At 64.8% G+C, this 23,543-nt stretch carries 20 protein-coding genes and 3 pseudogenes; 10 read left to right on the forward strand and 13 right to left on the reverse strand.

The window, feature by feature from the left end; all coding sequences use genetic code 11:
• Positions 1-111 precede the first annotated feature (111 nt).
• The 6 genes from GXN78_RS39020 to GXN78_RS39045 all read right to left on the reverse strand — a co-directional run bounded on the left by GXN78_RS39020 (position 112) and on the right by GXN78_RS39045 (position 6,306).
• On the reverse strand, positions 112-1,119 hold the full coding sequence (locus GXN78_RS39020) for a tyrosine-type recombinase/integrase (protein WP_106557935.1): 1,008 nt from the start codon (positions 1,117-1,119) through the stop codon (positions 112-114).
• On the reverse strand, positions 1,116-2,090 hold the full coding sequence (locus GXN78_RS39025) for a tyrosine-type recombinase/integrase (RefSeq protein ID WP_106557936.1): 975 nt from the start codon (positions 2,088-2,090) through the stop codon (positions 1,116-1,118). Before GXN78_RS39025 ends, GXN78_RS39020 begins: the two co-directional genes overlap by 4 nt.
• Positions 2,087-3,349: a site-specific integrase gene (locus tag GXN78_RS39030; protein ID WP_106558008.1), complete on the reverse strand. Its 1,263-nt coding sequence runs from the start codon at positions 3,347-3,349 to the stop codon at positions 2,087-2,089. Before GXN78_RS39030 ends, GXN78_RS39025 begins: the two co-directional genes overlap by 4 nt.
• An 89-nt stretch (positions 3,350-3,438) precedes the next feature.
• Positions 3,439-4,053, reverse strand: coding sequence for a transposase (locus GXN78_RS39035; RefSeq protein WP_164256334.1), 615 nt, complete (start codon positions 4,051-4,053; stop codon positions 3,439-3,441).
• A 39-nt stretch (positions 4,054-4,092) separates the two neighbouring features.
• Positions 4,093-4,437, reverse strand: a complete 345-nt coding sequence (locus GXN78_RS39040; protein ID WP_146163082.1) for a hypothetical protein — start codon at positions 4,435-4,437, stop codon at positions 4,093-4,095.
• 180 nt (positions 4,438-4,617) lie between these two features.
• On the reverse strand, positions 4,618-6,306 hold the full coding sequence (locus tag GXN78_RS39045) for a LysR substrate-binding domain-containing protein (RefSeq protein ID WP_239143155.1): 1,689 nt from the start codon (positions 6,304-6,306) through the stop codon (positions 4,618-4,620).
• A gap of 214 nt (positions 6,307-6,520) precedes the next feature.
• Here GXN78_RS39045 and GXN78_RS39050 point away from each other — a divergent pair, with 214 nt between their 5' ends.
• The 3 genes and pseudogenes from GXN78_RS39050 to ligD all read left to right on the forward strand — a co-directional run bounded on the left by GXN78_RS39050 (position 6,521) and on the right by ligD (position 11,950).
• On the forward strand, positions 6,521-8,065 hold the full coding sequence (locus GXN78_RS39050) for a Fic family protein (RefSeq protein ID WP_106557939.1): 1,545 nt from the start codon (positions 6,521-6,523) through the stop codon (positions 8,063-8,065).
• 187 nt (positions 8,066-8,252) lie between these two features.
• A complete protein-coding gene (locus tag GXN78_RS39055; protein WP_146163084.1) occupies positions 8,253-8,591 on the forward strand; it encodes a hypothetical protein in 339 nt (112 codons plus the stop codon).
• A gap of 38 nt (positions 8,592-8,629) precedes the next feature.
• Positions 8,630-11,950 (forward strand): annotated as a pseudogene (gene ligD, locus GXN78_RS39060) (DNA ligase D).
• A 121-nt stretch (positions 11,951-12,071) separates the two neighbouring features.
• Here the strand turns inward: ligD and GXN78_RS39065 are convergent.
• The gene (locus GXN78_RS39065) at positions 12,072-12,284 is read right to left on the reverse strand and encodes a DUF3820 family protein (RefSeq protein WP_106557941.1); all 213 of its coding nucleotides are present in this window, start codon (positions 12,282-12,284) and stop codon (positions 12,072-12,074) included.
• A 5-nt stretch (positions 12,285-12,289) separates the two neighbouring features.
• On the reverse strand, positions 12,290-12,673 hold the full coding sequence (locus GXN78_RS39070) for a translation initiation factor Sui1 (protein WP_106557942.1): 384 nt from the start codon (positions 12,671-12,673) through the stop codon (positions 12,290-12,292).
• Positions 12,674-12,680: 7 nt separating this feature from the next.
• Between GXN78_RS39070 and GXN78_RS42105 the strand changes: the two are divergent.
• A pseudogene (locus GXN78_RS42105) lies at positions 12,681-12,866 on the forward strand (DEAD/DEAH box helicase); the annotation flags it as partial.
• 169 nt (positions 12,867-13,035) lie between these two features.
• Positions 13,036-13,167, forward strand: a pseudogene (locus tag GXN78_RS42110) (TniB family NTP-binding protein); the annotation flags it as partial.
• Between the two features lie 86 nt (positions 13,168-13,253).
• Here the strand turns inward: GXN78_RS42110 and GXN78_RS39090 are convergent.
• The 5 genes from GXN78_RS39090 to GXN78_RS39110 all read right to left on the reverse strand — a co-directional run bounded on the left by GXN78_RS39090 (position 13,254) and on the right by GXN78_RS39110 (position 18,500).
• On the reverse strand, positions 13,254-14,345 hold the full coding sequence (locus tag GXN78_RS39090; protein WP_239143084.1) for an iron-containing alcohol dehydrogenase family protein: 1,092 nt from the start codon (positions 14,343-14,345) through the stop codon (positions 13,254-13,256).
• A 381-nt stretch (positions 14,346-14,726) separates the two neighbouring features.
• Complete coding sequence (locus tag GXN78_RS39095) at positions 14,727-15,890, reverse strand: acyl-CoA dehydrogenase family protein (RefSeq protein ID WP_106557944.1); 1,164 nt, start codon at positions 15,888-15,890, stop codon at positions 14,727-14,729.
• Positions 15,891-15,900: 10 nt separating this feature from the next.
• Positions 15,901-16,374, reverse strand: a complete 474-nt coding sequence (locus GXN78_RS39100) for a carboxymuconolactone decarboxylase family protein (RefSeq protein ID WP_219910078.1) — start codon at positions 16,372-16,374, stop codon at positions 15,901-15,903.
• Positions 16,375-16,495: 121 nt separating this feature from the next.
• A complete protein-coding gene (locus tag GXN78_RS39105; RefSeq protein WP_106557946.1) occupies positions 16,496-17,368 on the reverse strand; it encodes a 3-keto-5-aminohexanoate cleavage protein in 873 nt (290 codons plus the stop codon).
• A gap of 154 nt (positions 17,369-17,522) precedes the next feature.
• Positions 17,523-18,500: a tripartite tricarboxylate transporter substrate binding protein gene (locus tag GXN78_RS39110; RefSeq protein WP_164256336.1), complete on the reverse strand. Its 978-nt coding sequence runs from the start codon at positions 18,498-18,500 to the stop codon at positions 17,523-17,525.
• A 593-nt stretch (positions 18,501-19,093) separates the two neighbouring features.
• On the opposite strand from GXN78_RS39110, the gene GXN78_RS39115 reads away from it, so the two are divergent.
• The 5 genes from GXN78_RS39115 to GXN78_RS39135 all read left to right on the forward strand — a co-directional run bounded on the left by GXN78_RS39115 (position 19,094) and on the right by GXN78_RS39135 (position 23,526).
• The gene (locus tag GXN78_RS39115; RefSeq protein WP_106557948.1) at positions 19,094-20,383 is read left to right on the forward strand and encodes a CoA transferase; all 1,290 of its coding nucleotides are present in this window, start codon (positions 19,094-19,096) and stop codon (positions 20,381-20,383) included.
• A gap of 82 nt (positions 20,384-20,465) precedes the next feature.
• The gene (locus GXN78_RS39120) at positions 20,466-21,467 is read left to right on the forward strand and encodes a tripartite tricarboxylate transporter substrate-binding protein (protein WP_106557949.1); all 1,002 of its coding nucleotides are present in this window, start codon (positions 20,466-20,468) and stop codon (positions 21,465-21,467) included.
• 53 nt (positions 21,468-21,520) lie between these two features.
• Positions 21,521-21,883, forward strand: a complete 363-nt coding sequence (locus GXN78_RS39125; RefSeq protein WP_106557950.1) for a cupin domain-containing protein — start codon at positions 21,521-21,523, stop codon at positions 21,881-21,883.
• Positions 21,884-21,897: 14 nt separating this feature from the next.
• Complete coding sequence (locus GXN78_RS39130; protein WP_219910079.1) at positions 21,898-22,296, forward strand: coenzyme F420-0:L-glutamate ligase; 399 nt, start codon at positions 21,898-21,900, stop codon at positions 22,294-22,296.
• 267 nt (positions 22,297-22,563) lie between these two features.
• Positions 22,564-23,526: a tripartite tricarboxylate transporter substrate binding protein gene (locus GXN78_RS39135; protein WP_106557952.1), complete on the forward strand. Its 963-nt coding sequence runs from the start codon at positions 22,564-22,566 to the stop codon at positions 23,524-23,526.
• The last annotated feature ends 17 nt before the right edge of the window (positions 23,527-23,543 follow it).

The raw sequence follows: 23,543 nt of genomic DNA on the forward strand, positions 1-23,543 counted from the left end.
CGATCCCTGGCCGCAGGTTGTGCAGCTTTTGTGGCCCAGCCCGTTATGTGGCCAATCGGCTAGGAAGCCGCGCCGGCGATGGCAAGTCGCCGGCTGATGGGCACAGAATTGTCACAGCGACTGCAGCCATTCCATCAAGTTTTGGTCCTGGCGCCATCCCATACGTGCGGGGGATGCCGCCGAAGTTGTCGGAGGCATGCATGCCGCGAGGGCAGCCTGCTTGGTGCGCATCGTGATCTCGGCGTACCGGTTCGTCGTGTCAAGGCTGACGTGGCCGAGCCAGGCACGGATCACGTTGGCCTCGACGCCGGACTCGAGCAACTGGACCCCAGTCGTATGTCTGAACGTGTGCGGAGAGATCGTCTTGCGCTGGTCGCGTGCGCCACATCGGGCGAGATCCTGGGTATGGCGCCGCACGAGCTTATAGATGCCAAAGCGCGTGAGCGGCTGCCGCCGGCTTGAGACGAACAGCGGCGCCTGCGCGTCGCCAGCTCGAACCGTGTCCAATTGCCCAAGCAATGCAGCGGTCTCCGGCCAGATGGGGCAGCCGCGCCACTTGTCGCCCTTGCCGTGCAACCGCACGCGCATCGGTCCGTCGAGGTCGACATCGCCAACGCGCAAGTCGGCGATCTCCTGCACACGAGCGCCCGTGTTGTACAGCAGCATGAACAGCGCTCGATCCCGCAGCGCCCGACTGCCCTGCGCCGCAGCGAGCGCCTGGAACAGCTGCTCGACTTCGTCAGGCTCCAGATAGCGAGTCGCCGCGGGCGTCGTGCGCTTGTTGGGGATGGCCTCGACACGCTCGGCCTCGACGAGCATCTCAAAGTGATGCGTTGCCAAGTAGCGGTAGAAGCTATGCAGCGCAGCCAGACGCTGGTTGCGAGTTTGCGGCTTGTTGTGGCGCTGAAGCTCGATCATCTGCAGGAACTCCAGCACTCTCTGCGACGACAAGTCGGCCAGCGCGAGCCGGGTGACCGGCTTGCGGCAGGCACGGGCCACGAAGAGGAGGAACAGCTTGATCGTGTCTCGGTAGCTCTTGATGGAGCCCGGACGCAGACCCTTCTGCACCTTCAGGTGGTCCTCGAAGAAGCTGAACAGCACTTGTCCGACGGTGCTCATGGTTGACCTCGTCCCGGCGCGAATGATTGAAACCTTCGAGCGGCCTCGCGCAGCAGTTCCTCGTTGACCGTCAGGTACACCGCGGTGGACGCCGGCTCGGCATGGCCGAGGAACGTTGAGAGGTGGAGCAGGCGCGCATTGGGGTCGATGCCCGAGTGATACCAACGCAGCAAGGTGTCCACGGCAAAGGCGCGGCGAAGATCATGAAGCCGTGGAGCGGACACGCCGGCCGGAATGTCGAGCCCCAGCCGAGGCAACAGCGAGTGAAAGGTCTGGCTGAGCGTGAGTTCGCTGACCGCGCCACGCTTGCTCAAGGCAAACAGCGGCGCCTCGGGGTCGGGACGCGCGCCGTGTTGCTGCTCGACGTAGCGAGAGAGGCGCTCGCCCATGCGCGGACCAAAGGGCACAAGCCGAGTCTTATAGAACTTGGTATCGCGGATCAGCAGCGTGGCGTCGTCGAACCGGACATCGCTCACCAGCAGCCTGCTGACCTCGCCCACCCGCAGCCCCAACCCATACAGGAGCGCGAACGCCGTCTCGTAGACCAGCGCGCGGTGTGGTGCCTGTGAGCAACCGCGCAGTCCACGCGCGATCTTAAGCAGCCGCTTCGCATCGTCGAGACTGAACAGGTACGGAATGCGTTGGCCACTCACGCGACGAGAGCTGGCGGTGACCGGGTTGTGGTCCATCAAGCCTTGCATCACGGTCCAGTCGAAGAATCTTCGTACCGCCCCGACCAGGTGGTTGTAGCTACGTGCGTGCTCGCGCGGACGCGAAGCGAGGAACGCATCGATGACCCGGGAGTCGATCTGTTCCAGAGCCACGATACGATGCTCGGCAATATAGGCGTCGAGCAAACGCAGCGTGGCGGCCTCGGTCCGGTACTTGCGGCCCAGTGCCCGCTTGAACTGCAGGAACACCTTGATCAGCCCGGCAAGGAAGCTTCGGAGTTCGGCGTGGCGGCGGCTCATAGGGCCTCCCCGTTGCCCATCGCAACTTCGCGCAGCGCGGCGATGTTGACCTTCGTGTAGATCTTGGTCGACGCGGTCGACCGGTGGCCGACGTAGTCGCCAATCGTCTTCAGTGAGAACTCGGCATCGACCAATCTCTGCACACAGGTGTGGCGCAGCGTGTGGGCGCCGGCGCGGTGAACCTGCACGTCGGCGCGTTGAAGGTACCTCACCACCGCCGAGGAGACCCCCGCGCTGGTGATCGGCCGGCGCGGGGCCACCGCTCGGAAGAACACATGCCGATCGGCGGCCTGCGGCCGGCCGTTCTTCAGGTAATCGATGATCGCCTCAGCGACGACGCCGGCCAGCGGATACGCCGACCAGTGGCCGGCCTTGCGCTGCGGGATATTCAGCCGCTCGTGCTGCCAGTCGATGTTGTCCAGCATGAGTCCGGCCACCTCGTGGGCGCGCAGGCCATACGTCACCAGCAGCAATAGCATCGCGTAGTCGCGGCGCCCGGCTGCGGCGCGCCGGTCCACGCAGTTCAGCATCCGCCGGACCTCCTCCCAGGTGATTGCGCGCGGTAGATCAGCCAAGCGATGTACCTGGGGCGGCTGCACCGCAACGCTGAGGTCGCGGTCGATGATGCGCTCGCGGTGGCAGTAGCGAAGGAAAACGCGCAGCGTGCCACACAGATTGCGCCGGCTCCTGCGACTCAGGCCAGCGCAGCTGGCCACGATGAAGCTCGCCAGAAGCGGAGTCGATAACGACGCGACCGACGTCGCGTCGGCGTGCTCCAGGTAAGCTTGCAAGCCGTTGAGGTAATGGGCGTAAAGCTGGATAGCGGTGGGCTTGAGTCCGCGTTCGTCGCGCAGATAGCCGGCAAATCCAGGCACCTCGGCCTCAAACGGGAAGGGCCTGTGCGGGCGGTGCTGCACGGCGCTGCCGTGCAGCGCCAACTCCAGCATCTGCCGCACCGCGTTGCGCGCCTCGCGTGCCAGCTTCGTGCTCGCCCTGTCGAACTTGCACGACCTGCCATGGACTGACTGCCAGTGCCGCACGAAGGACTCCACATGCTCCAGTGCGGTCCAGCCGTCGGTTGCTCCGTGACGACTGGCGAAGTCGCCGAATTGGCAAAGGATCGGAACGCGCCTGAAGAAGCTGCGGGCCGCGTATCCCTGCGCCTGCATCCACTCGACGTAGTGCTCGATGTAGGCCCCGGCAACGTTAGCTCGAATTCGATCGACCGTGACCGGCTTGACGAAGTAGCGCTCCAACATGACAACCTCCATTCCAAGGTGGGAAGGGAGGTCGATCTTCGGCCCAGGCCTCTCGAGTTATGTGCCCGCCTTCACCCACGAGCTACGGGTCACCAGAGCGGCTCCCGAGCCGATTGGGCACATAACGGACTGGGCCACAAAAACTGCATTTTGTTCCCGGGAACAAAATGCAGCACCAACAGCGAACCGATGCGGTTCGTATGCGCGATACGCTCGTGAGTCAGCCGTTGCAATTCACGGTGCACACGGCGTGCGTCCTCGTCCTCACTGCTTGGTTCGCGCAGCACCGACCATACGTGCTCGCCCGCGTGGTGGCGAATGAGCATGGCCAACAGCTTGTCCGCATCGAGCCGATCGGTCTTGGCTCGCCGTGCGCGTCGGTTGACCTCGATGCTTGCCGCATCGACCACGATGTTGTCGACACCTAACTCGCTCAGCCAGCGATGCAGCCACCAGCCGTCACGCCCAGCCTCGTAGCAGCTGTGCACCTGCGCCTGGGCGCCGGTGCGCAGCCGCGCCCCGGCCTTGACGATGCAATCGGCCACGGCAGCTGTATCGCCGGCGCCTACGGTATAGCGGCTCACGCGGTGACGGCTATCGCCGATGCTCAGCTGCCAATGCTTGTCGCCGAGCTCGAAGCTCATGTACAGATCGCCGCCGCCGGCGGTATCCTTGCCTGGTAGGACTGTTCGGGTCGTCGTCATTTCCATACTCCTTCGCAATAGAGAATCGGAAATACGGTTTTAGCTCGTTGAGCCGATTTGGCCAGTCCTACATAGCATCTTTTCGTGCGGAACTCTCTCCGAAGTGCGGCCGCCCGGTGACACATTGACCCGCGAAGTTTGCGGGGTCAGTGCCCGTTGGTTGCGGGGCAGCGCGCCGCGCTGGGCGTAGGCGCGGCGCGTGCGCGCGAGCAGTTTGCGCCCGAGAGGATCGGCGCAAGGGTTCGCAAAGCCCTGGCCCAAGGCGGTGGGCGCCGCCGCCGCACCTGATACCTGCGAACCGGTGGCGCCCGCCTGCGGCATCCGATGCGCATTGGACAGCACCGCGATGCGATGCACCAGTGCGTTCAGGGTCGGCAGCCCCAATTGCCCTTGTAGCCGTTCTTGACCACAACATCACCTGCGCGTCAGTCCTGCGTGTACCTCGAGATGGAGAGCGCGTCGATGCGCTTGAGACGCGCGCGCCGACCGATGCGCGACCGGATCCCGACGCGGTGACGGCGGGACGGTCGGGAACAGTTGGCCGACAGGGCTCGTGGCCGACGGTCACCCGTCCGTGGCGCGGGCAAGCGTTGCCTGCTGAACACTGAGCTTCGACACCATGTGCGACAACTCGAGCGTGGCCACGTCGGCATTCGAGACCAGGCGGTCGGCGATGGCATTCAGAGTCCTGAAATCTGCCGGCGACAACTTGTCGAACAACAGGTCGTTGATGGTCTGCTGCGTGTCGGTCAACGTCGCCAGGAGCTTCTTTCCCTCTTTCGTGACATTCACGACGATCTTTCGACCATCCAACTGATGTCGATTCTTCGACACCAAACCACGCGCCTGCAGCTTGCCCGTCTCGATCGTCACGAACGAGCCGCTCAGGTGAAGATGGTCGGCCAGTTGATTGACGGTGACGTCCTCCTCGGAGGACAGCGCCCGGATCGACATCAGGATCGAGTACTGGATGCCCGTCACGATCTTCGCTACGCTGCGCCGATCTCGTTTGTCGTGGCGAACAGCGAGTCCTACGAACAGCTCGCTCCCGAAAGCAGGAGCCTCGTCAGGCGAGCGGGGCGTCGTACCGAATCCGAGTTGTGGACAGGCATCGGCGAGCGCATTCAACGCAATCACTCGCGTGCGATGGCGGCCGGTGTTCAGTTGAACGAGAAGATGGCTAGCTGCGTGGAACAGGCCCTGTACCAGTGTGCCTCGAGGTTGAGCGGGAAATGGGTGCGCCGTGGTGGGCGATGCGGAGTGAAGATTTCGGATGTCGCTTCGCACGCCGTGCCAGCCGGGCTTGTCGAGCAACCGTCCGACTTGACCGGCCAGTGCGCTCTCCGCCCTGAAACCCACGACGGTGGCCACGCCCTGATGCCCGGTCGTGGCATGGTCTCCGGCAGTGGCATGTTCTGCCTGCCGGCCTCGTGACAACGCCCGCCCTGAGCGAGCGGCCCGCAATGGCGTCTGAGGCCCAACGATTCCGTGATATTCATCGCTCGCGGACGTGCTGACCGGCCGCTCGGGCCTTTTCTTGCCGGCGGATTTCCTTCCCGTGCGGCCGGCAGGCGGCACAGCCGCGGCGGCGTTGATCGCCTGCAGTAGGTCGGACATAGCTTCGCTCAATGCCGCCGTGGACTCGAGGAAGCGGCGCAGCGCCGGGTTCTCGCTGCGTGCGTGATAGGCCAGCGCGATGCCGATATGCGTGTCCGTCGGCAGATCGGCGATCGGGCGAAACACCGCACCTGAGGAGCGCTGGTAGGGCGTGTTCGCCGAAGGCACCAGTGCCAGCCCCAATCCGCTGGCCACTAGGCCCAGCACTGTTTGCACCTGCACAGCTTCCTGCGTCAAGCGCGGTGCCACGCCGGCGCGTTGCAGCACCTGGCTCACGGCCGCGTGCAGTCCTCCGACGGGCGATGGCGCATACCCGATGAAGGGCTGGGCTTCGAGGTCGGCCAGCGGCACTTCAGGCTTGTCCGCCAGCGGATGGTCTGGCGGCAGCGCGAGGCAGAAGCAGTCCTCCTCGATCGGTTGGAAATGCAGGTCAGGCGGGCGGCTCGTCGGCACGCGCACGAAACCCAGGTCCAGCGTGCGAGCCTCCACCAGTGCGAGCAGTTCCATGTTCGTGCCTTCGCGCAGTTCCAGCCGCACGGCGGGATGCCGGCGGCTGAAGGCCTGCACCAGCCGCGGCAGGCGTACCGTGACCGAGCCGCTGAAACCGATGCGCAAGGTGCCCGACTCGCCCGCCACTGGCCTTGTCAAGCTGGGAAAGATCGATTCTGGCGTCGAAATCCTGATGCGGCCCCGAGAGGAACGAGCGTCATCGTTTTTTCAGTGTTTTGGCATACCGTCATCATTTTTCTTCCCTTGTCATCGAGTTTGTGTAACGATTTCAGATCGCCGTTTTTCCTTCCCGCGGTCGATCGTCATCGTTTTTCTTGGATTACAAGCGGATTTCTGTAACATGCAAATCGGGTTCAAGGCTCTGGAGGCCCAGTTCGGCATCGCTTTGGCCCAGCCCCTGCGGGTGGAGTCCGTCATCGGCACGACCCGTTTGAGCCGAGAGTCGCCCGAGCGCATCCGGAACCAGTACCCAGGTGTCTACCGACCCGCTGACACCTTCGCCGGGCACTTCGAGTTCGGCCTGAAGTACGAGGAGATCCACCTCGAATTCTTCGCGCGGCTGTTCGCGGCCTGCGGACCGGGGCCGCTCGAACAGTGGTGCCGAGCGGAGCCGTTCGGGCAGTACGCGCGTCGCGCGGCTTTCTTCTACGAGTGGCTGACCGAGCAGCGGCTGGACGTCCCGGACCTGACCGGCGGGACCTACGTCGACGCAGTGGCCGGTGACGCTTATTTGACGCGCACCGAGGCCGTTCGTGAACGGCGCTGGCGGATCAATAACAACCTCCCGGGCACCCCTGCGTTCTGCCCCCTCATCCGTCGCACGCAGGCCCTCGGGCAGGCGCTGCAGTTCGACCCCTTCGGCGCGATCACGGAGTTGGACCGCCAGTTCGGCGAGGACGTCCTGATGCGCGCTGCGGCGTGGCTCACGTTCAAGGAATCGCGAGCGAGCTTCCTGATCGAGCACGAGGCGGACCAGACAGATCGCATCAAAAGGTTTGCCCATGTCATGGCCGAGCACAGCGGCAGGCTCGAAGAGCCGCTCAGCAGCGACAGCCTCACCTTGTTGCAGAAGGGCATCCTCGGCGAGAGGGCGCTTCGGCTCGGTGTGCGCCGATCGCCGGTCTTCGTCGGACAGGCAACGATTCGCGACGACATCGTCCACTACATCGGCCCTCACTTCTCGGCGCTGGACGGGATGCTGGACGGTCTGAAGGCGTTCGAGCAGGCGACCCGCGGCCGGGAGGCGCTGGCGCGGGCGGCCGCCGTTGCATTCGGCTTCGTCTTCCTCCATCCGATGAGCGACGGCAACGGGCGCATTCACCGCTTCCTCATCAGCGACACGCTGCAGCGCGACAAGGCCATTCCGGCCGGCGTGATCCTTCCCGTGTCGGCGACCATCACCAGCGTGCGTGAGTTCGGTCACGGATACGACCGAGTGCTGGAGGAGTTCTCGCGCCCCTTCATGCGGCGGTACGACACGGCCCACCGATTCGCAGAGATGCTCACATACGAAGACGGGGTGCGGTCAAACCTCGTGTTCGACGCCTACGAGGACGCCAAGCATGCCTGGCGCTACCCGGATCTCACGGAGCACGTGATCTACACGGCCCACCTCGTCGCCCACACGATCCGACACGAGTTGGCGGAGGAAGCCCGCGTCCTGGTGCGGTTCCGGCTCGCTCAGCAGCGCATCAAGGGCGTGCTGGAGGCGCCCGATCCGGATGCTGTTCGCATGATCCGGTCGATCAAGGAGAACGGTTGGCGCGTTTCGGGCAAGCTCGCGAAGGAGTACCCGCTCCTGGATGACAAGGCGTTGGCCTTGCGAGTCATCGAGGCCGTGCAGTCCGCGTTCGAGGATCGGGAGCCGCTGCCGATCATTGAGTGAGCGCAAGGTGATGGCCCCCTTCCAGAGCGTGCGGCTACCTGTTGCCATGCGCTGCCTTGATGAATCGATAGGTGGTCGGCAGTTTGTGGCCCTGGGACCCCCAGGGGCGTAGGTGAACGCAACAGCCGCCCGTAGGGAAGACTCATCTTTCGCGCTCGACCCAGCGCGCACCCGCTACCCTATGGCCATGCAAAGCCTGCGCCACATCGCCATCTATGTCGAAGAGCCAGCGCCCGGGCAGTTCGCATGGGTGCTGGTCGAACGTAGCGGGCGCACTTGGCGTGAGCTCGACAGGGCCGACTCGCCCGTGACCAGCTACAAGGCAGCGATGGCACAAGGGCTGGTTGCTTTGCAGGCCAGGGTGGATGACCTGGAAGTCGGACCTCGCACAGAAGATGATGCGCCGGCCCGTCCAGACGACAAGGGCGATGCGGGAGAACATCGCCCTCGAAAAGCAAGCCGCGGCGCTCCTGCGAAGGAAGCTGCACCGGGCAGGCCCTACTTTGGATTCGGGCCAGCGCGGTGAAGACCATGCAGCAGTCCGCCTTGTGAGAGCACGACGCCATGCGCGTTGCGACATGGAACATCAACAACGTGGCGAAGCGGCTGGACCTGCTCTGCGACTGGCTCGAGCGCACCCGGCCGGACGTCGTGGCCCTGCAGGAGCTGAAGACTCCCACCGCCGACTTTCCCTCCAAGCAGCTCAAGGGTCTCGGCTACGAAAGCTTGGTCGTGGGCCAACGCAGCTGGAACGGCGTCGCACTTCTTGCCCTCGGACATGCGCCATTGCCGGTCGTCAGGGCGTTGCCTGGCGACCCGAAGGACAGGGAGGCTCGCTACGTCGAGGCCGCCATCAACGGGGTGCTCTATGCCTGCCTGTACCTGCCGAACGGCAATCCGCAGCCGGGGCCCAAGTTCGACTATAAGCTGCGCTGGTTCGAGCGCATGCGCCGGCGTGCCGCCGAGCTCTGGGCCTCGGGCCAGCCGGTCGTGCTGCTGGGCGACTGGAACGTGGTGCCGACGGATGCCGACATCTACAAGCCGGACACTTGGCGCGACAACGCGTTGCTGCAGCCTGAACCGCGTGAGGCCTTCGCAGGTGTCCTGTCCCAAGGATGGACTGATGCGCTCCAGACCGCTCATCCGAAGGACAAGTTCTTTACCTTCTGGGACTACCGTAGGAAGCGCTGGGAGCGCAATGCGGGCTTGCGCATCGACCACGTTCTCCTCAGCAGTTCGCTGGAGGTCGTTGATGCCGGCGTCGACCGGGAAGAACGCGGCCGAGAAAACGCCAGCGACCATGCTCCCGTATGGGCGCAACTCCGGCCTGCCAAGTCAAGGCGCGCCGTGCAGGCAGCCAGCATGGCTGGAACGGCGACGGGCACCGGCGCGGCAAAGCCCGCCAAAGCCCGGAGATCCGCACCCAAACAAGATCAGGAAGCCCAGGCGCTCGTCCGCTACCACGCCAAACGCGATTTCACCAAGACCGCCGAACCGGCTGGCACCCCGCTGCGAGGAAGCGGACCGGGACGCGACCAGGGACTGGTCTTCGTCATTCAAAAGCATTGGGCTTCCCGGCTGCACTACGACGTCCGCCTGGAACTGGACGGCGTCATGGCACCTTCGAAGGTGACATTCCCAAAGGGGAGTATGGCGGCGGCACGGTCATCGTCTGGGACCGGGGCATCTGGGAACCGGTTGGAAACCCGCGGGAAGGGCTCGCCAAGCGCAAGCTCATCTTCAAGCTGCACGGGCAAAAGCTTGCCGGGCTCTGGGAGTTTGTGCGAATCTCAAAGCCGGGCGACAAGAAGCAGGAGCAGTGGATGTTCCTGAAGAAGCGCGCAGACGCATGGGCTCGACCCAGCACGGAATACGACGTCATCGCCGCCCTGCCGGACAGCGTCATGGCGCAGCCCTTAGGTCTGGTCGAGGAACGCGATCCACACGGTACGGCCGCCCCCTCCACCGCGCCCCGCCGCGCCCGACTTGCGCCAAGCCAAACGGGCTCCGTTACCTGCGACGCTGCCCCCACAACTCGCTACGCTGGTGTCGTCCGTCCCCCCTGGTGACTGGATCGTGGAGGGCAAGTTCGACGGCTACCGCCTGATGGCACGCATCGATGCCGGCAAGGCTCGTCTGTTTACCCGAAACGGCCACGACTGGACCGGCAAGCTCCTGCCCCTTGCGCAGGCCATCACGGACCTCGGCCTGGACAGCGCCTGGCTCGATGGCGAAATCGTGGTGCTGAACGATGCGGGCGTGCCCGATTTCAATCGGCTGCAGAACGCCATCGACAATGCACGCACCGGCGACATTCAGATGTTCGTTTTCGACGTGCCGTTCCTCGCAGGCATGGACCTGCGCGAGGTGCCGCTGGCCAGCAGGCGCGCGGCGCTCCGGGAGCTATTCGACTCACGCGAGGCAGGCATCGTCCGGCTCAGCCAGTCTTTCGACGTCTCGGCAGGGCAACTGCTCGATGCGGCGTGCCGCATGGGCATGGAAGGAGTCATGGCCAAGCGTGCCGATGCGCCCTATACCTCGGGCCGTACGGAAAGCTGGTTGAAGCTGAAGTGCTCGCACAGGCAAGAGTTCGTGGTGGTCGGTTTCACTGACCGCTCCGGCGCCAGCGAGGTTGGCGGCCTGCTGCTGGGCTACCACGAAGGCACGCAGTTGCGCTACGCCGGTTCGGTGGGAACCGGGTGGGACTCGGCGACCGGACGTGAGCTCAAGGAGAAGCTGTCTACCCTGCGGGTGAGCCGTCCGACGGTCACCGCAGAGGATGCCAAACCCGGTCGATGGTCCAAACGCGCAGCTGGGACGCAGCGCTGGGTCAAGCCGACGATGGTGGTCGAGGTGGCGTTCTCCGAATGGACGCCGGACGGGCGCATCAGGCACCCCGTGTTCCGCGGCGAGCGCACCGACAAGCCCGCTGCCCTCATCGTGCGCGAGACCGCCAAACCGATGGGCGCTGCCGCTCCCGGCAAGAAGGTGACCCAGGGCATCGGCGTCAAGGTCACAAATCCCGAGCGGGTGATTGACCCTTCCACCGGTTTGCGAAAGGTGGATCTGGTGCGCTACTACGAGAGTGTGGCTGAATGGATGCTTCCGCATCTGCGGGGCCGCCCGGTGTCGCTGGTGCGCGGACCTACGGGCATCACGGGTGAGCTGTTCTTCCAGAAGCATGACGACAAGCTGTCTATCCCGCACGTGCGCAACCTGCCCGCACATCTTTGGCCGGGGCACGCTGAATTGCTGGAGGTGGCGACTGCGCCGGCGCTGGTGGCGTGCGCCCAAATGAACGTGATCGAGTTTCACACCTGGAACTCCCGAGCAAAGAGCATCGACAAGCCCGACCGCATGGTGTTCGACCTCGACCCTGGCGAAGGCACGCCTTGGCAGCACGTGCAGGAAGCGGCGATTCTTGTGAGAGCGCTGCTGGAAGAGCTCGGGCTGGACTGCTGGCTGAAGACGTCCGGCGGCAAAGGGCTGCATGTGGTTGTCCCGTTGACGCCGCGGCTGGACTACGAGGCCGTCAAGAACTTCTCGCAGGCGGTCGCTCAGCACCTCGCGAAGACCATTCCCTCCCGCTTTGTGGCCAAGAGCGGACCCAGGAACCGCGTTGGAAAGCTGTTCGTTGACTACCTGCGCAATGGCCATGGCGCCACCACAGCTACCGCGTTCTCGGCCCGGTCTCGACCCGGTCTCGGCGTATCGATGCCTATCCGCTGGGAGCAGTTGCGCGAACTAAAAAGTGGCGCGCAGTGGACCATTGCTATTGCTCGGGAATATCTCAGTTTCCAGAGAGAAGACCCATGGGCCGATTACTGGAAGAAACGGCAAACGCTCACTGCAGCTATGCGTCGGCTCGCCGCGGCGGCAGGGTGACGCAGGAAAGTCGCGGCGCGTGAACTCTCGACCATCGCTCGGCTATTACGCGGTGGTGCACCGCGCGAGCGCCGCGACCGATGTCCAATTCATCGTTGGGGGTTGGTTCTGCTACGGCGCGCTACCGCCGTCGCAGCGGCACCAGCAGCCCCTCCAGCCCGTTATGGTCGATCTCGTGCATGAGCTGCAGCAGCCTGCCGATCTCGCCCCTGGGAAGGCCTTCGCGCGCAAACCAGGCGAGGTAGTTGCCGGGCAGGTCGGCAATCACCGTGCCCTTGTGCTTGCCGAAGGGCATGGGCATCGAGACCAGCTTGTCGAGGTCGTCGGGCACCATCGATGCTAACCGCCCGCGCGCTTGACCGTCATGCCCCGCTTCTGCAGCGCGGCGATTACCGTGTCGCGGTGGTCGCCCTGGATTTCGATCAGGCCGTCCTTGGTGGTGCCACCCGAGCCGCAGGTCGTCTTGAGCTGCTTGCCGAGCTGCGCGAGCGCGGCCGCGTCGAGCGCTACGCCCTTGATCACTGTCACGCCCTTGCCCTTGCGGCCCTTGGTGTCGAGCGATATGCGGACAATGCCGTCACCGGCCGGCACCGCCTTGCGGGGCTGCTTGCAGACGCAGGCCGCCACCGGTTGGCCACAATCGGGGCAGACGCGGCCGGTTTCGGTCGAATACACCAGGCTGCTGCTGCTGCCTTCGGTGCCTTGCTTCTTCACTGTCATCATCGCCCTCATGCCATTTACAACGCTCGGCCTCTTGCCGGCCCTCGTGCGCGCCGCCACCGACGCCAGGTATTTCATGCCCACCCCGGTCCAGTCGGCCGCCATCCCTGCCGTGCTGCGTGGGCAGGACGTGCTGGGCCTGGCGCAAACCGGTTCGGGCAAGACGGCTGCATTTTCGTTGCCGCTGTTGCAGCGCTGGGCCGCGTCGCCGCGGCAGGTCGCGCCGCGCGGTGCACACGCTGGTTGATCATCCACGGCGAATCGAACATCGGCAAGACGCTCGTCGTGCGCAAGTTTCAGCGCGAGCACCCCACGTCGTTTGACGATGACGAGGGGTCGAACGTCGGCAGATCGTGGCGATGCAGATGCCGGCGACTCCTGAGCAGCACCGCTTCTATAGTGCGCTGTTGTTCAAACTCGGTGCGCCGCACAATACCAGTGCCGACCTGTCGACCCTGGAGCGCCTGGCGCGTGACCTGCTGCGTCGGATCGCGCCAAGTATGTTGGTGGTGGACGAGGTCCATCACCTTCTTGCGGGAAGCTACCGCGCGAGGACTGCCCCACCACGGTCGCGGGCTGCTGCTCACCACGCCCCTTCGAGCACCTGCTGCAACTCCGCGACGTCCTTGACGCGCCGGGGATTACTCTGGAGGAACCAGTCGTCGAACGCGATGGCTGCCAGTTCGCCCAGTGAATCGCGGGAAACTCCGACATCGCGCAGGCGGCGCGGCACGTCGAGGGACGCGAACAGGTTCTCGAGCGCGAGAACGACAGCGGTCGAAGGCGACTCGCCGGCAACAGCCCGGACGTCGAGAGCTGTCGCGATCTTCTCAATGCCCGCCCGCGCGGCTTCGGCGTTGAAGCGCACGACGTGAGGCATCATGATGGAATCGGAAATCCCCATATCGATGTGGAATCGTGCACTGATCGCATGGCCAACCGGGATCGCCATGCCCGCACCGGTGTAGTCGGAGCCCTGGCCGCAGAGGATCGAGGCGGCCATCAGGTCGGCACGAACATCCAAGTCATCGGCGTTCGAGGCCTGCGGCAGCTGCCGTGTCAGCAGGCGGGTCGCATGTATCAGCATCGCGTCTGCCAGAGGATCGCCGCGGTGGGACATGAGGCCTTCCAGGGCAAGTGCGAAGGTGTTGAGCGCGGCGCTCACGACGAGTTGCCGCGGCGTGCACAGCAAGAACGCAGGATGAATGTAAACGGCCCGCGCGCGCGCCTTCGGGTCGTACAGAGCCAGGCGTTTGCCTTCGTCTGTGTCCAGGATGGCACTGCCCGCCTTCACCGTGGCGGTTGTCGGGGTGGTGGGGATCGCGATGACCGGCAGCTTGGGCGCAAGCAGCTTCGGGCTCGTGAGTTGCCCAGAAGATTCGCGCCTCGTGCACAGCTCGCGCGCATGGCCTTTTTCCCCATGCAGGATGTTGACGGCGCGCGCTGTGGTGATCGCGGAGCCGCCGCCCACGGCCACGATCGCGTCGGCCTGCAGCCGCTCGAGTTCGCGCACCGCCTGCTCCACATCCGGCAGCGGGGTGTCGGGCCGGGCGCCCGAATACACGCCTGCAAGATGGCTGCCCATCGCCTGCTTCACCAGCTCGAGCGGCGAGCCGGGCTTTGCCAGGGTAGTGCCGCAGATGATCACCGCACGCTTGCTGCCCGCACGCTCCAACTCGGACGCGAGCGTGTCGAAGCAGTCGGCGCCCTGGTAGATGCGTTGCTGGGGAATGGGGTGTCGGTAGGACTTCATTTTGAGGAGGCCTTGCGGCGATGATAGGGAGCGAGGACTGGGGGTCGCCAGATCAGGCGACGCACACGCAGTTCACGCAGAGCAGCACGAGCTTGTACACGTTCGCCGCCGTGTCGCGCTGCAGCATGTTCCTTTAGCTCGCAGAGTAAGGCTGCGCGAGTTTCTTGAACGCGGTCGAGAGCACGTGGTAGCACGTACACAGCTTTCATCTTCCGCATGAATGTGGGCTCGCCGGTTCCACTGGGCTGCTTTGAGCTGAATTCCTGATGGGCGTGAACCCTCACATTGCGATGAAGGAGGCGCTCAATAGGACTTCGGCAGCCCGAGTACCTTTTCAGCGATGAAGCACAGGATCAGCTGCGGACTCACAGGCGCAAGGCGCGGAATCCAGGATTCCCGCAGGTAGCGCTCCACGTGGTACTCCTTGGCGTATCCCATCCCGCCATGGGTCAAGATGGCGTTCTCGCATGCGCTGTAGCACGCTTCGGCGGCCAGGAACTTCGCACTGTTGGCCTCCGCGCCGCAGGGCAGGCCCTGGTCGTAGAGCCACGAGGCCTTCTGCACCATCAGGTGCGCCGCTTCCAGCTCCATCCACGATCTCGCGAGTGGGTGCTGGATCGACTGGTTCTTGCCGATGGGCCGATCGAAAACCTCGCGCTCGTTCGCATAGTTGGCCGCTCGTTTCAGGGCGGCGCGCCCCAAACCAACGGCTTCGGAAGCGATCAGGATGCGCTCGGGATTGAGCCCGTGAAGGATGTAGCTGAAGCCCTTGCCCTCTTCACCGATTCGGTCCTCCACTGGTATGCGCAGGCCGTCGATAAACACCTGGTTGGAGTCTACGCACTTGCGGCCGAGCTTCTCGATCTCTCGCACCTCGATCGTGTTCGGGTCGAGGTCCGTGTAGAACAGGCTGAGACCCTCGGTTCCCTTGCATTCCTCGACCGGCGTGGTGCGCGCAAGCAGCAGGATCTTGTTGGCGACTTGCGCAGTGCTGATCCAGACCTTCTGGCCGTTCACGACGTAGTGTTGGCCATCACGCACTGCACGCGTCTTGAGCTTCAGCGTGTTCAAGCCGGTGTTCGGCTCCGTCACAGCGAAGCAGGCGCGGTCCTGGCCCTGGATCAGTCGCGGCAGCCAGCGCTGTTTCTGTTCAGTGGTGCCGAAGACCACCACAGGGTGCAGGCCAAAGATATTCATGTGCACGGCGGAGGCGCCGGACAGGCCAGCGCCCGTGGCCGAGATGGTGTGCATCATGAGTGCGGCCTCGCTGATTCCGAGGCCCGCGCCACCGAATTCCTCGGGCATGGCGATCCCGAGCCAGCCCGACGCGGCCAGCGCACGGTGGAAGTCGACGGGAAAGCCGCCTTCGCGGTCCTTGCGCAGCCAGTACTCCGCGTCGAAGGGCGTGCAGACCTTCTCGATCGCATCGCGGATCTGCTCCTGCTCGGGCGTCAGGCTGAAATTCATGGGTGTGTCCTCATCGGCTGGTGCCGGGAAATTCGGGATCCTCGAGCTCCGGCGCGGCGGCGTCCGGCAGTCCGAGTTCGAAGGTGTTGAGCGTCAAGGAGACGAAGCAGTAGTAGCCGAGGACGGCGACGAGTTCGACCATGCCGCGTTCGCCCAACTGGGTCACGCCGCGTGCGTAGAGTGGGGCCGGCACGCGCCCGTTCGCGAGCAGGGTCGATGCGATGTCGTAGACGGCACGCGAGCGCTCATCCGGCAGGATTGGCTCGCGCCGCGCAGCGATTGCGGCGATCGCCGCTGGATCCACGCCAGCCTTCAGTGCATGCGCCTTGTGTGCGCTCCATTCCACGTGCGAAGTCCAATGTCGGCCGCACATGAGGATCGCGAGTTCGACGAGACGCGGCGCGAGCGTGGTGTCGAAGCGCAGCAACTCCCCGAGCTTTTGGCCGCGGCGGGCCAGCTCCGGGTTGCGCAGCCAGGCGATCATCGGAGCCGGCACCTTACCGCGTGGCCCGGAGGTCACCTCCGCGCAGACCTCGACTTGCTCTCTTGTCAGTTCCGTTTCGGACGGCATGTGAAGGCGGGGCATCGCGGCTCCTTGCTGCGGCTCAGCCGATGCGAAGCAGCTCGCGCGCCTGGGCAGGCGTGGCGACCTCGCCATCGAGCTCGCGCACGATTCGCGCGGCACGCTGCACGAGCGGTGCGTTGCCGGGCGAGAGCTGTCCACGGCCGATGTACAGGTTGTCCTCCAGCCCGACCCGCACGTGTCCGCCGAGCAGTACGGCCTGGGCCACCATCGCGAATTGATGGCGTGAGATCCCGAAAGCGCTCCAGAGGCCGCCGGCAGAGACGAGCTGCTTCATCGCCTGCATGGACTCGGTGCTGGCCGGCGCGCCCCATGAAATGCCCAGGCAGAACTGCAGCCAGGGCGGATCGGCGAACAGGCCGCGCTCGCAGAGGTGTCGCGCGAAGGCGGCGTGTCCGAGGTCGAAGACTTCCAGTTCCGGCTTCACGCCGGCCTCGCGGATGGCTATCGCCATGCGTTCGACTTCCTGCGGAAGATTCAGGAACGCGTAGCTGCCGAAATTCAGGGTACCGACGTCAAGGCTGCAGATGTCAGGCCGCAGTTCCAGAACGTGGGCGATCCGCTCTTCGGGCGTCGCCATGCCCGGGATGGAGTTGCGGTTCGGATCAACCGCATCCGGCACGTAGCGGCCACCGGCGCCTGTGGTGAGATTGATCAGCACGTCGCTTCCGGCGTCGCGGATGCGGCGCACCACTTCGCGATACAGGGCAGGGTCACGGCTCGGCTTACCAGTTTGCGGATCACGCACGTGGATGTGCACGATGGCTGCGCCGGCGTCGCGAGCGGCCAAGGCTTCTGTGGCAATCTGCTCCGGCGTGACCGGCACATGCGGGCTGACGCGGGTCGTATCGCCACCGCCCGTGAGGGCGCAGGAAATGATTACAGGACGGGTCATGAAGATGTCGGGTTGATGGAGTCGTGGAGAAAGGGGCGCCCTGCGCCGGCGCGGCGGTCGTCACGGCTTGGATGTCCGTTGGCCGGCCCTCGCCAGCGCGCTCTTGGAGGCGTCAGATCGGTCTGCAGCAGGCACCGCATTCGCGCCGCTGCCATCATGCGTTGCGCGCGAGCTGGACGATCTTCTTCCACCTCGCCGCTTCGCGCGGGATCTCGGGAGCGAGCGCCGTGGCACCCACGGGGTCGGGGAAGAGCACCTGCTTCGTGCAGAACTCCTTGAACTGCGGACTCTGTGCGGCCTCGACGATGTGCTGTGAGAGCAGCTGCACGATCGGTTCTGGTGTGTGCGCAGGCGCCATGAAGTCGAGCTGCGAAGACGCGTCGAAGCCTGGAACGGCGGATTCGGTCACCGTGGGCACGTCCGGTAGCGCCTCCCATCGTTTCGCGCCAGTCACGGCCAGGATGCGCAGCTTGCCGGCCTGGTGGAGGGGCAGCACACCTGCGGAACCTTGGCAGGTGAAGGAGATTCGGCTGCCGACCACGTCCGTGACCGCCATGGTGGTTTCCTTGTAGCCGATGTGACGGGCGTTGGTCTTGCTCATGTCATTGAGGAGAACCGAACATAGGTGAGCCGTGCTCCCGACGCCTTGGGAGGAATAGGTCAGTTCACCCGGCTTGCTCCTCATCTCCTGCACGAGCTCCCCCATCGTTCGGAACGGCGAATCGGATCCCACCACGATCGCGAGAGGAACGCGCACCACGCGTGCGACGGCGGTGAAGTCCCGGACCGCATCGAACGGCGGGACGGCCGACTCGGAGAAAAGTGGCAGAACGTAGAGCGGCAGGCCGGTGATGATGATCGTGTAACCGTCCGGTGTGGCTTTGGCGGCAGCCTGGTAACCCAGCAGACCGCCGGCGCCCGGGCGGTTGTCGACCACCACCGAGGTGTTCAGCTGCTTGGCCAGTGCATCGGCGATGTAGCGTGCGGCGGCATCGATCGAAGTGCCCGCAGAAGCCGGCACGATGATCTTGATGGGGCGGGATGGATACTGCTGCGGGAAGGCAGCGCGCGCGCCGAGCAATGGAAGCGCTGCTGCAGCCTTCAATAGCGAACGTCGCGCGGGAACGGTCACGAGGTCTCCTGATTCGTTTTGCCTTGATGGACCAAGCGGCGGTCCCGGCTCTGGGGAGTCTACGAACCAAGGGCGACCTGCGCATCCAGCCCGACCGGGAAGGAGCTTTGCGCATGGCGACAAGCTTGCGGGCGAAAGCGGCGTACGAGTCTGTGCGGGCTCCGTGAACGGCGTGTCGTTCGCCAGACTCGATCAAAGATATGGTGTCGCTGGCGGACTACGATGCCGCGCTTGCAGAGCCGCTGAAGGCCGGAGTCACGCGGCCAGCGCAAAGGAGTTTCCCGATCGTTGCGACTGTTCGCGAAGGTCACGCGCCGCTACAGTCATCAGCGCTGAACTCCGGATGCAGGATCGCTTCGCTCTCGACGCCTGCAGCCACGACTTGGAGACCAACGAGGAGAAGCCGACATGGGCATGGATGGGTCGAAGTTGAGTGTTGCTATTGGCAGGGCCAATGGGAATGGCGTGGCGTGTTGCCGGCGGAAGAGGCAGCGGGGATGGACGTGGGGCCGCAACAAGGCGCGGCCAGCACGTGACATTGCGGTGGCCTGCTGCGCCCCGGGAGGCAAGGCGACTGATACGGGGAGAACAGGGTGATTCCTACCTGCAACACAGGCGAAGTATTCCAGCCGATCCCCGTCACGACGCCCAATCGGGGACCGCTGGAAGGGATCGTCGTGCTCGACTTTTCGACCCAGAAGGCGGGGCCGATGACGACCTACTCTCTCGCCGCAATGGGCGCGACGGTCATCAAGATCGAAGAACCGAAAGGCGATGCGACGCGTAGGTTCGCCCCTTTCCTCTCGCGCGGCGGCGAGGTGACCATGTGGCGCAAGGATGCGGATTCGATGTCGATCCCGGCGCTCGCGCGCGCCCGTGGAAAGCACGGCGTTACGCTCAATCTGAAGACGCCTCAGGCACTGGAGCTCTATCGCGAGATGGTACGGCGCGCTGACATCGTCATCGAGAACTACGCCAGCGGAACCGCCGACAAGCTCGGGATCGGCTATGAAGCGACCCGCGCGGTCAACTCGCGGATTGTCTACTGCTCCATCAGCGGTTTCGGCGCAGGTTGCATGCCCGGCCGCAAGGCGCTCGACATTGGCATACAGGCCGCCAGCGGGATGATGCTCGCAAATGGGCAGGAGGGCGACCCGCCCATTCGTGTCGGCATGTCAATTGCCGATTCCGTCAGTTCGCTGTACGCGACGATGGGCATCACCGCTGCGTTGTACCGGCGGGAACGCAGCGGGCAGGGCGAATACGTGGATGTGTCGATGCTCGGCGCGACCACGGCATTCCTCGCGAGCGAGGAGTGGCAGGCGCTGGAGAAACTCGGCCAACCCACGCGGACCGGCAATTTCAACGTGAAGGCAAGCCCTTTCGGCGTCTTCCGCTGCCGAGATGGCCATGTCGCTATCGGTGCGGGTTCGCGCGATCCGATGGCGCATGACTTGTTCAGAATCATGGGCCATCCTGAGTGGGCCACCGATCCGCGCTACGCGACGCTCTCGGCGCGTTGCGAACACGACGGTGAATTGTGCAAAGCCGTTGCGGCGTGGTGCCGCGACCGCAGCGTGGAAGAAGTTGAGGTTCCTGTGGCAAAGGCCGGCATTCCGGTCGAGAGGGTTCGCTCGCCGTCGGAAGCCATGGCGGATCCGCTGCTCGTGAAGCGTGGCGAACTCACCCAGCTCGAACATCCGGACCTGGGAGTTGCATCCGGACTCAACACCTTTGGCTTGCCCATCCGTTTCCATTGCACGGAGCAGGGAACCGGCGCCGCGGCACCTAAGCTCGGTGAACACAACTGGGTTGTCTACCGCGACTGGCTCGGATTTGAAGAGCAACGCCTGCGGGACTGGCAAGCACAGGGCGTGTTCTAACCATCGCAGGCTGGGCGACGCGTCCCCCAGCGCGTGACCCGGCCGCACGGAGCCCTCAAGGCTTTCGATAAGGAGACATCCCATGGCCTCATCCCTCATCGCGGCGCCTGATGGCGGCGCACTCACCCGTCGCCGCGCCCTTGCCCTGCTCGCAGCCGTGGGTTCTGCCCCGGCAGTGGCGGTAGCGCAAGGCGACCAGCGCGTACGACTCATTGCTCCCAGCAGCCCTGGTTCCGGCACCGACCTGACCGCGCGCACGCTCCAGCCTGGTCTCTCAACGACGCTCGGCGCCCCCGTGGTGGTCGAGAACATTACCGGGGCCTCCGGACTGGTGGGCCTGCAAACCCTCGCGCGCGCCGCGCCCACCGACATGACTTTCGTCGTGATCACCAACAACCTGGTGATCACTCCCGGCGTCATGAAGGCATTCCCTTTCGACGTCACCAGGGACTTCACGGCGGTCGCGATGCTTGTTTCGATCCCGATGGTGCTGGTCGTTAACGCGGCGCGCGTCCCGGCGAAGAACGCGGCGGAGTTCATCGACTTGCTCAAGAGCAAGCCGGGCGCGCTCAACTTCGGCTCGGCTGGCATGGGGACCGTGCTCCACCTGGCGACCGAGATGTTCCTGGACGAGGCCGGTGTGAAGGCCAGGCACATTCCGTATCAGGGCCCCAGCCCCATGGCCGCCGCGCTGATCGGCGGCCAGATCGAGTTCGGAACGCTGTCGCTTTCCCAAGCGCAGCCGCATCTCAAGAGCGGCGCCCTGCGGGCCATCGGTGCCTGCACCGCAAAGCGCACCTCGGTAGCTCCCGACATCCCGACCCTTGCCGAACAGGGACTCGCGAACTACGCGGCGGAAGCGTGGGTCACCCTGCTCGGGCCCAAGGGCATGGATTCCGGTGCGGTGAAGAAGGTGCACGACGCGCTCGTCGCCACCTTCAGCCGCCCCGAGATCAAGAACGAACTTGCGAATCAGGGAAGCGTCGTGAATCTCGGCACGCCTGAAGAGGCCCGGGCGATCATCAGCCGGGACTTGCTCAAGTACGCGGCCCTCATCAAGAAGGTTGGCTTGGAGCCTCAATGAACGCACGCGAAAAGCCGGGCCGCTGCCTCGGCACTAGAACAAGGAGTTGAGTTTTGACAACGGCGAAGTATTTTGTCCGGCAGAGCGAGGTGCAGGGCACGACGCCCGAGAAACACGCGGGCACCGTGAATCTGCGATTGATCACGACGGAAACCGTCGGCGCTCAGGGGCTTGAAGTGGCTCTCGGCATCGTCGCAGGGCCGCACGGCGGTGGTTCTCTGCCGCATCGCCATGCTGCTATCGAGCAGGCGAACTACATCCTGGAAGGGCGTGCCAGCGCCGAGGTCGGAGGTCAGGTGCAGGAACTGGGACCCGGTGACATGTGCTACTTCCCGCCGGACGTGGACCACTCGATGACGCGCATCGGCAGCGAGCCGCTGAAGGTGCTCGTCATCTACTCGCGGGTGGCCAAGTAGCGGCGTGGCCGAGCATGGCCGCGCCGCGCCTGGTACACCAGCGGCCGGTAGTTCGGCCTTGCAAAGGGCATCACTGCGGCGCGGATGAGGGGATTGATATCGAAATGTCGCAAGAAACTAAGCGCGGAGACGGCGCCGAAGTGCGGCTGCGATCTCTTCTGGAGGTGCGCCCCGGCGACGACCTGTGTGCGTTGATCCTCGCAGCGCTGCAGCGCGGGGAAGAAACCCTCCGTGACGGTCACGTGCTCGTGCTGGCGCAGAAGATCGTGTCCAAGGCAGAGGATCGGATGGTGCTTCTCGCCACCTGCACCCGTCCCGCGTGCACAGGAACTCGTTGCTGGACGGATTCGTCCTGGACCACACAGATGCGGCCGCCGCGTCAGCAGTTTTGGCGCTTGGAGTCCGCCCCATGATGACGGCCACGGTGATGGGAGATGACCTGAGCCGCATTCAGCTTGCGCGCGATGTCCTGGACTTTGCAGCGGCGCTTACGCCGGCTGTCCGATGAGCCGGTGTCGCAAAGTCCCGAGCTTCGCTTCGCCTGACAGCGCGGGCGAACCTCTTGCGCAGCAGGCAAAGATCCTTGCTTGTGCACGCAAAGATTTTGGGGGTTTCCTTGGAGAAGGCGCCTTCATCGCCGACCCACAATTGCATCCCGATGCGCATTCCGGAGCCCCTTGATGCCGATTCGCTTTCTCCTTGCCGCCGCCCTCTGGGCCTTCGCCACGCTCAGCTGCGCGCAGGCGTTCCCCGACAAAACGCGGCCGATGCGCATCATCGTGCCCTTCGGTGCCGGCAGCGGAGGTGACGTGGTGGCGCGCGCCTATGCCCGCGCGTTGAGCGAGTCCGACGGGCTGAATGCGATCGTCGAGAACAAGCCGGGGGCGGAGGGCGTCATCGGCCTGGAATCCGGCAAGCACGCGGCGCCCGACGGCTACACCATCGTGTGGAGCAACCTGAGCACGCACGTGCTCAACGTGCATCAGCAACCGGCGCTGCCCTACGACCCGGTCGTCGATTTCATCCCCCTTGTCATCACCGAAAGTGTCGCGTTGGTGCTGAACGCCGGGCCATCGAGCAAGTTCAGCACGCTCGCGGAGGTACTTTCGGCTGCGCGTGCGAACCCGGGCAAGCTGACGTACGGCAGCAGCACCGCCTCCACGCGCTTGGCCATGGAGATCCTTGAGCACCAGGCCAATGTCAAACTCCTGTCGGTTCCCTATAAGACCCAGGCGCAGGCGACGTCGGCCCTGGCCGCCGGGGAGGTCGACCTGCTGATGACGGACGTCGTCACCGCGCTGCCTTTCTACAAGAGTGGGCGCCTGCGGCCCCTTGCGGTGACCAGCGGGGCGCGCTTGGCGGCGCTGCGAGACGTTCCCACGGTACGCGAGCTGGGGATGAAGGACTACGAATTCGCGGCATGGAGCGCGTTCTTCGCCCCCGCGCGGACCCCGCCCGAAGCGGTGGAGAAGCTGCGCGCCACGCTGCGTGAGGCTGGCAAGTCGAAGTACGTGATCGACGCCGTCGCCATCAAGGCCTCCGAAACGCCGCCGCTCAGCCCGGGCGAGCTGGATGCGTTGATAAAGACAGACATTGATCGCTGGGGCAGGTTGCTCCGAGACATGAAGAAGACCGCCCGCTGACAGCGCGGGCCAAAGGA

Origin of the sequence: Variovorax sp. WS11, assembly GCF_010499245.1 — a bacterium.
Classification (GTDB): Bacteria; Pseudomonadota; Gammaproteobacteria; order Burkholderiales; family Burkholderiaceae_C; genus Variovorax.

Coding starts and splice junctions, on each gene's coding strand:
- GXN78_RS39020 (WP_106557935.1), bottom strand. CDS start 1,119: ATGAGCACCGTCGGACAAGTGCTGTTCAGCTTCTTCGAGGACCACCTG.
- GXN78_RS39025 (WP_106557936.1), bottom strand. CDS start 2,090: ATGAGCCGCCGCCACGCCGAACTCCGAAGCTTCCTTGCCGGGCTGATC.
- GXN78_RS39030 (WP_106558008.1), bottom strand. CDS start 3,349: ATGTTGGAGCGCTACTTCGTCAAGCCGGTCACGGTCGATCGAATTCGA.
- GXN78_RS39035 (WP_164256334.1), bottom strand. CDS start 4,053: ATGACGACGACCCGAACAGTCCTACCAGGCAAGGATACCGCCGGCGGC.
- GXN78_RS39050 (WP_106557939.1), top strand. CDS start 6,521: ATGCAAATCGGGTTCAAGGCTCTGGAGGCCCAGTTCGGCATCGCTTTG.
- GXN78_RS39055 (WP_146163084.1), top strand. CDS start 8,253: ATGCAAAGCCTGCGCCACATCGCCATCTATGTCGAAGAGCCAGCGCCC.
- GXN78_RS39065 (WP_106557941.1), bottom strand. CDS start 12,284: ATGGTGCCCGACGACCTCGACAAGCTGGTCTCGATGCCCATGCCCTTC.
- GXN78_RS39070 (WP_106557942.1), bottom strand. CDS start 12,673: ATGATGACAGTGAAGAAGCAAGGCACCGAAGGCAGCAGCAGCAGCCTG.
- GXN78_RS39095 (WP_106557944.1), bottom strand. CDS start 15,890: ATGAATTTCAGCCTGACGCCCGAGCAGGAGCAGATCCGCGATGCGATC.
- GXN78_RS39100 (WP_219910078.1), bottom strand. CDS start 16,374: ATGATCGCCTGGCTGCGCAACCCGGAGCTGGCCCGCCGCGGCCAAAAG.
- GXN78_RS39105 (WP_106557946.1), bottom strand. CDS start 17,368: ATGACCCGTCCTGTAATCATTTCCTGCGCCCTCACGGGCGGTGGCGAT.
- GXN78_RS39120 (WP_106557949.1), top strand. CDS start 20,466: ATGGCCTCATCCCTCATCGCGGCGCCTGATGGCGGCGCACTCACCCGT.
- GXN78_RS39130 (WP_219910079.1), top strand. CDS start 21,898: ATGGCCGCGCCGCGCCTGGTACACCAGCGGCCGGTAGTTCGGCCTTGC.
- GXN78_RS39135 (WP_106557952.1), top strand. CDS start 22,564: ATGCCGATTCGCTTTCTCCTTGCCGCCGCCCTCTGGGCCTTCGCCACG.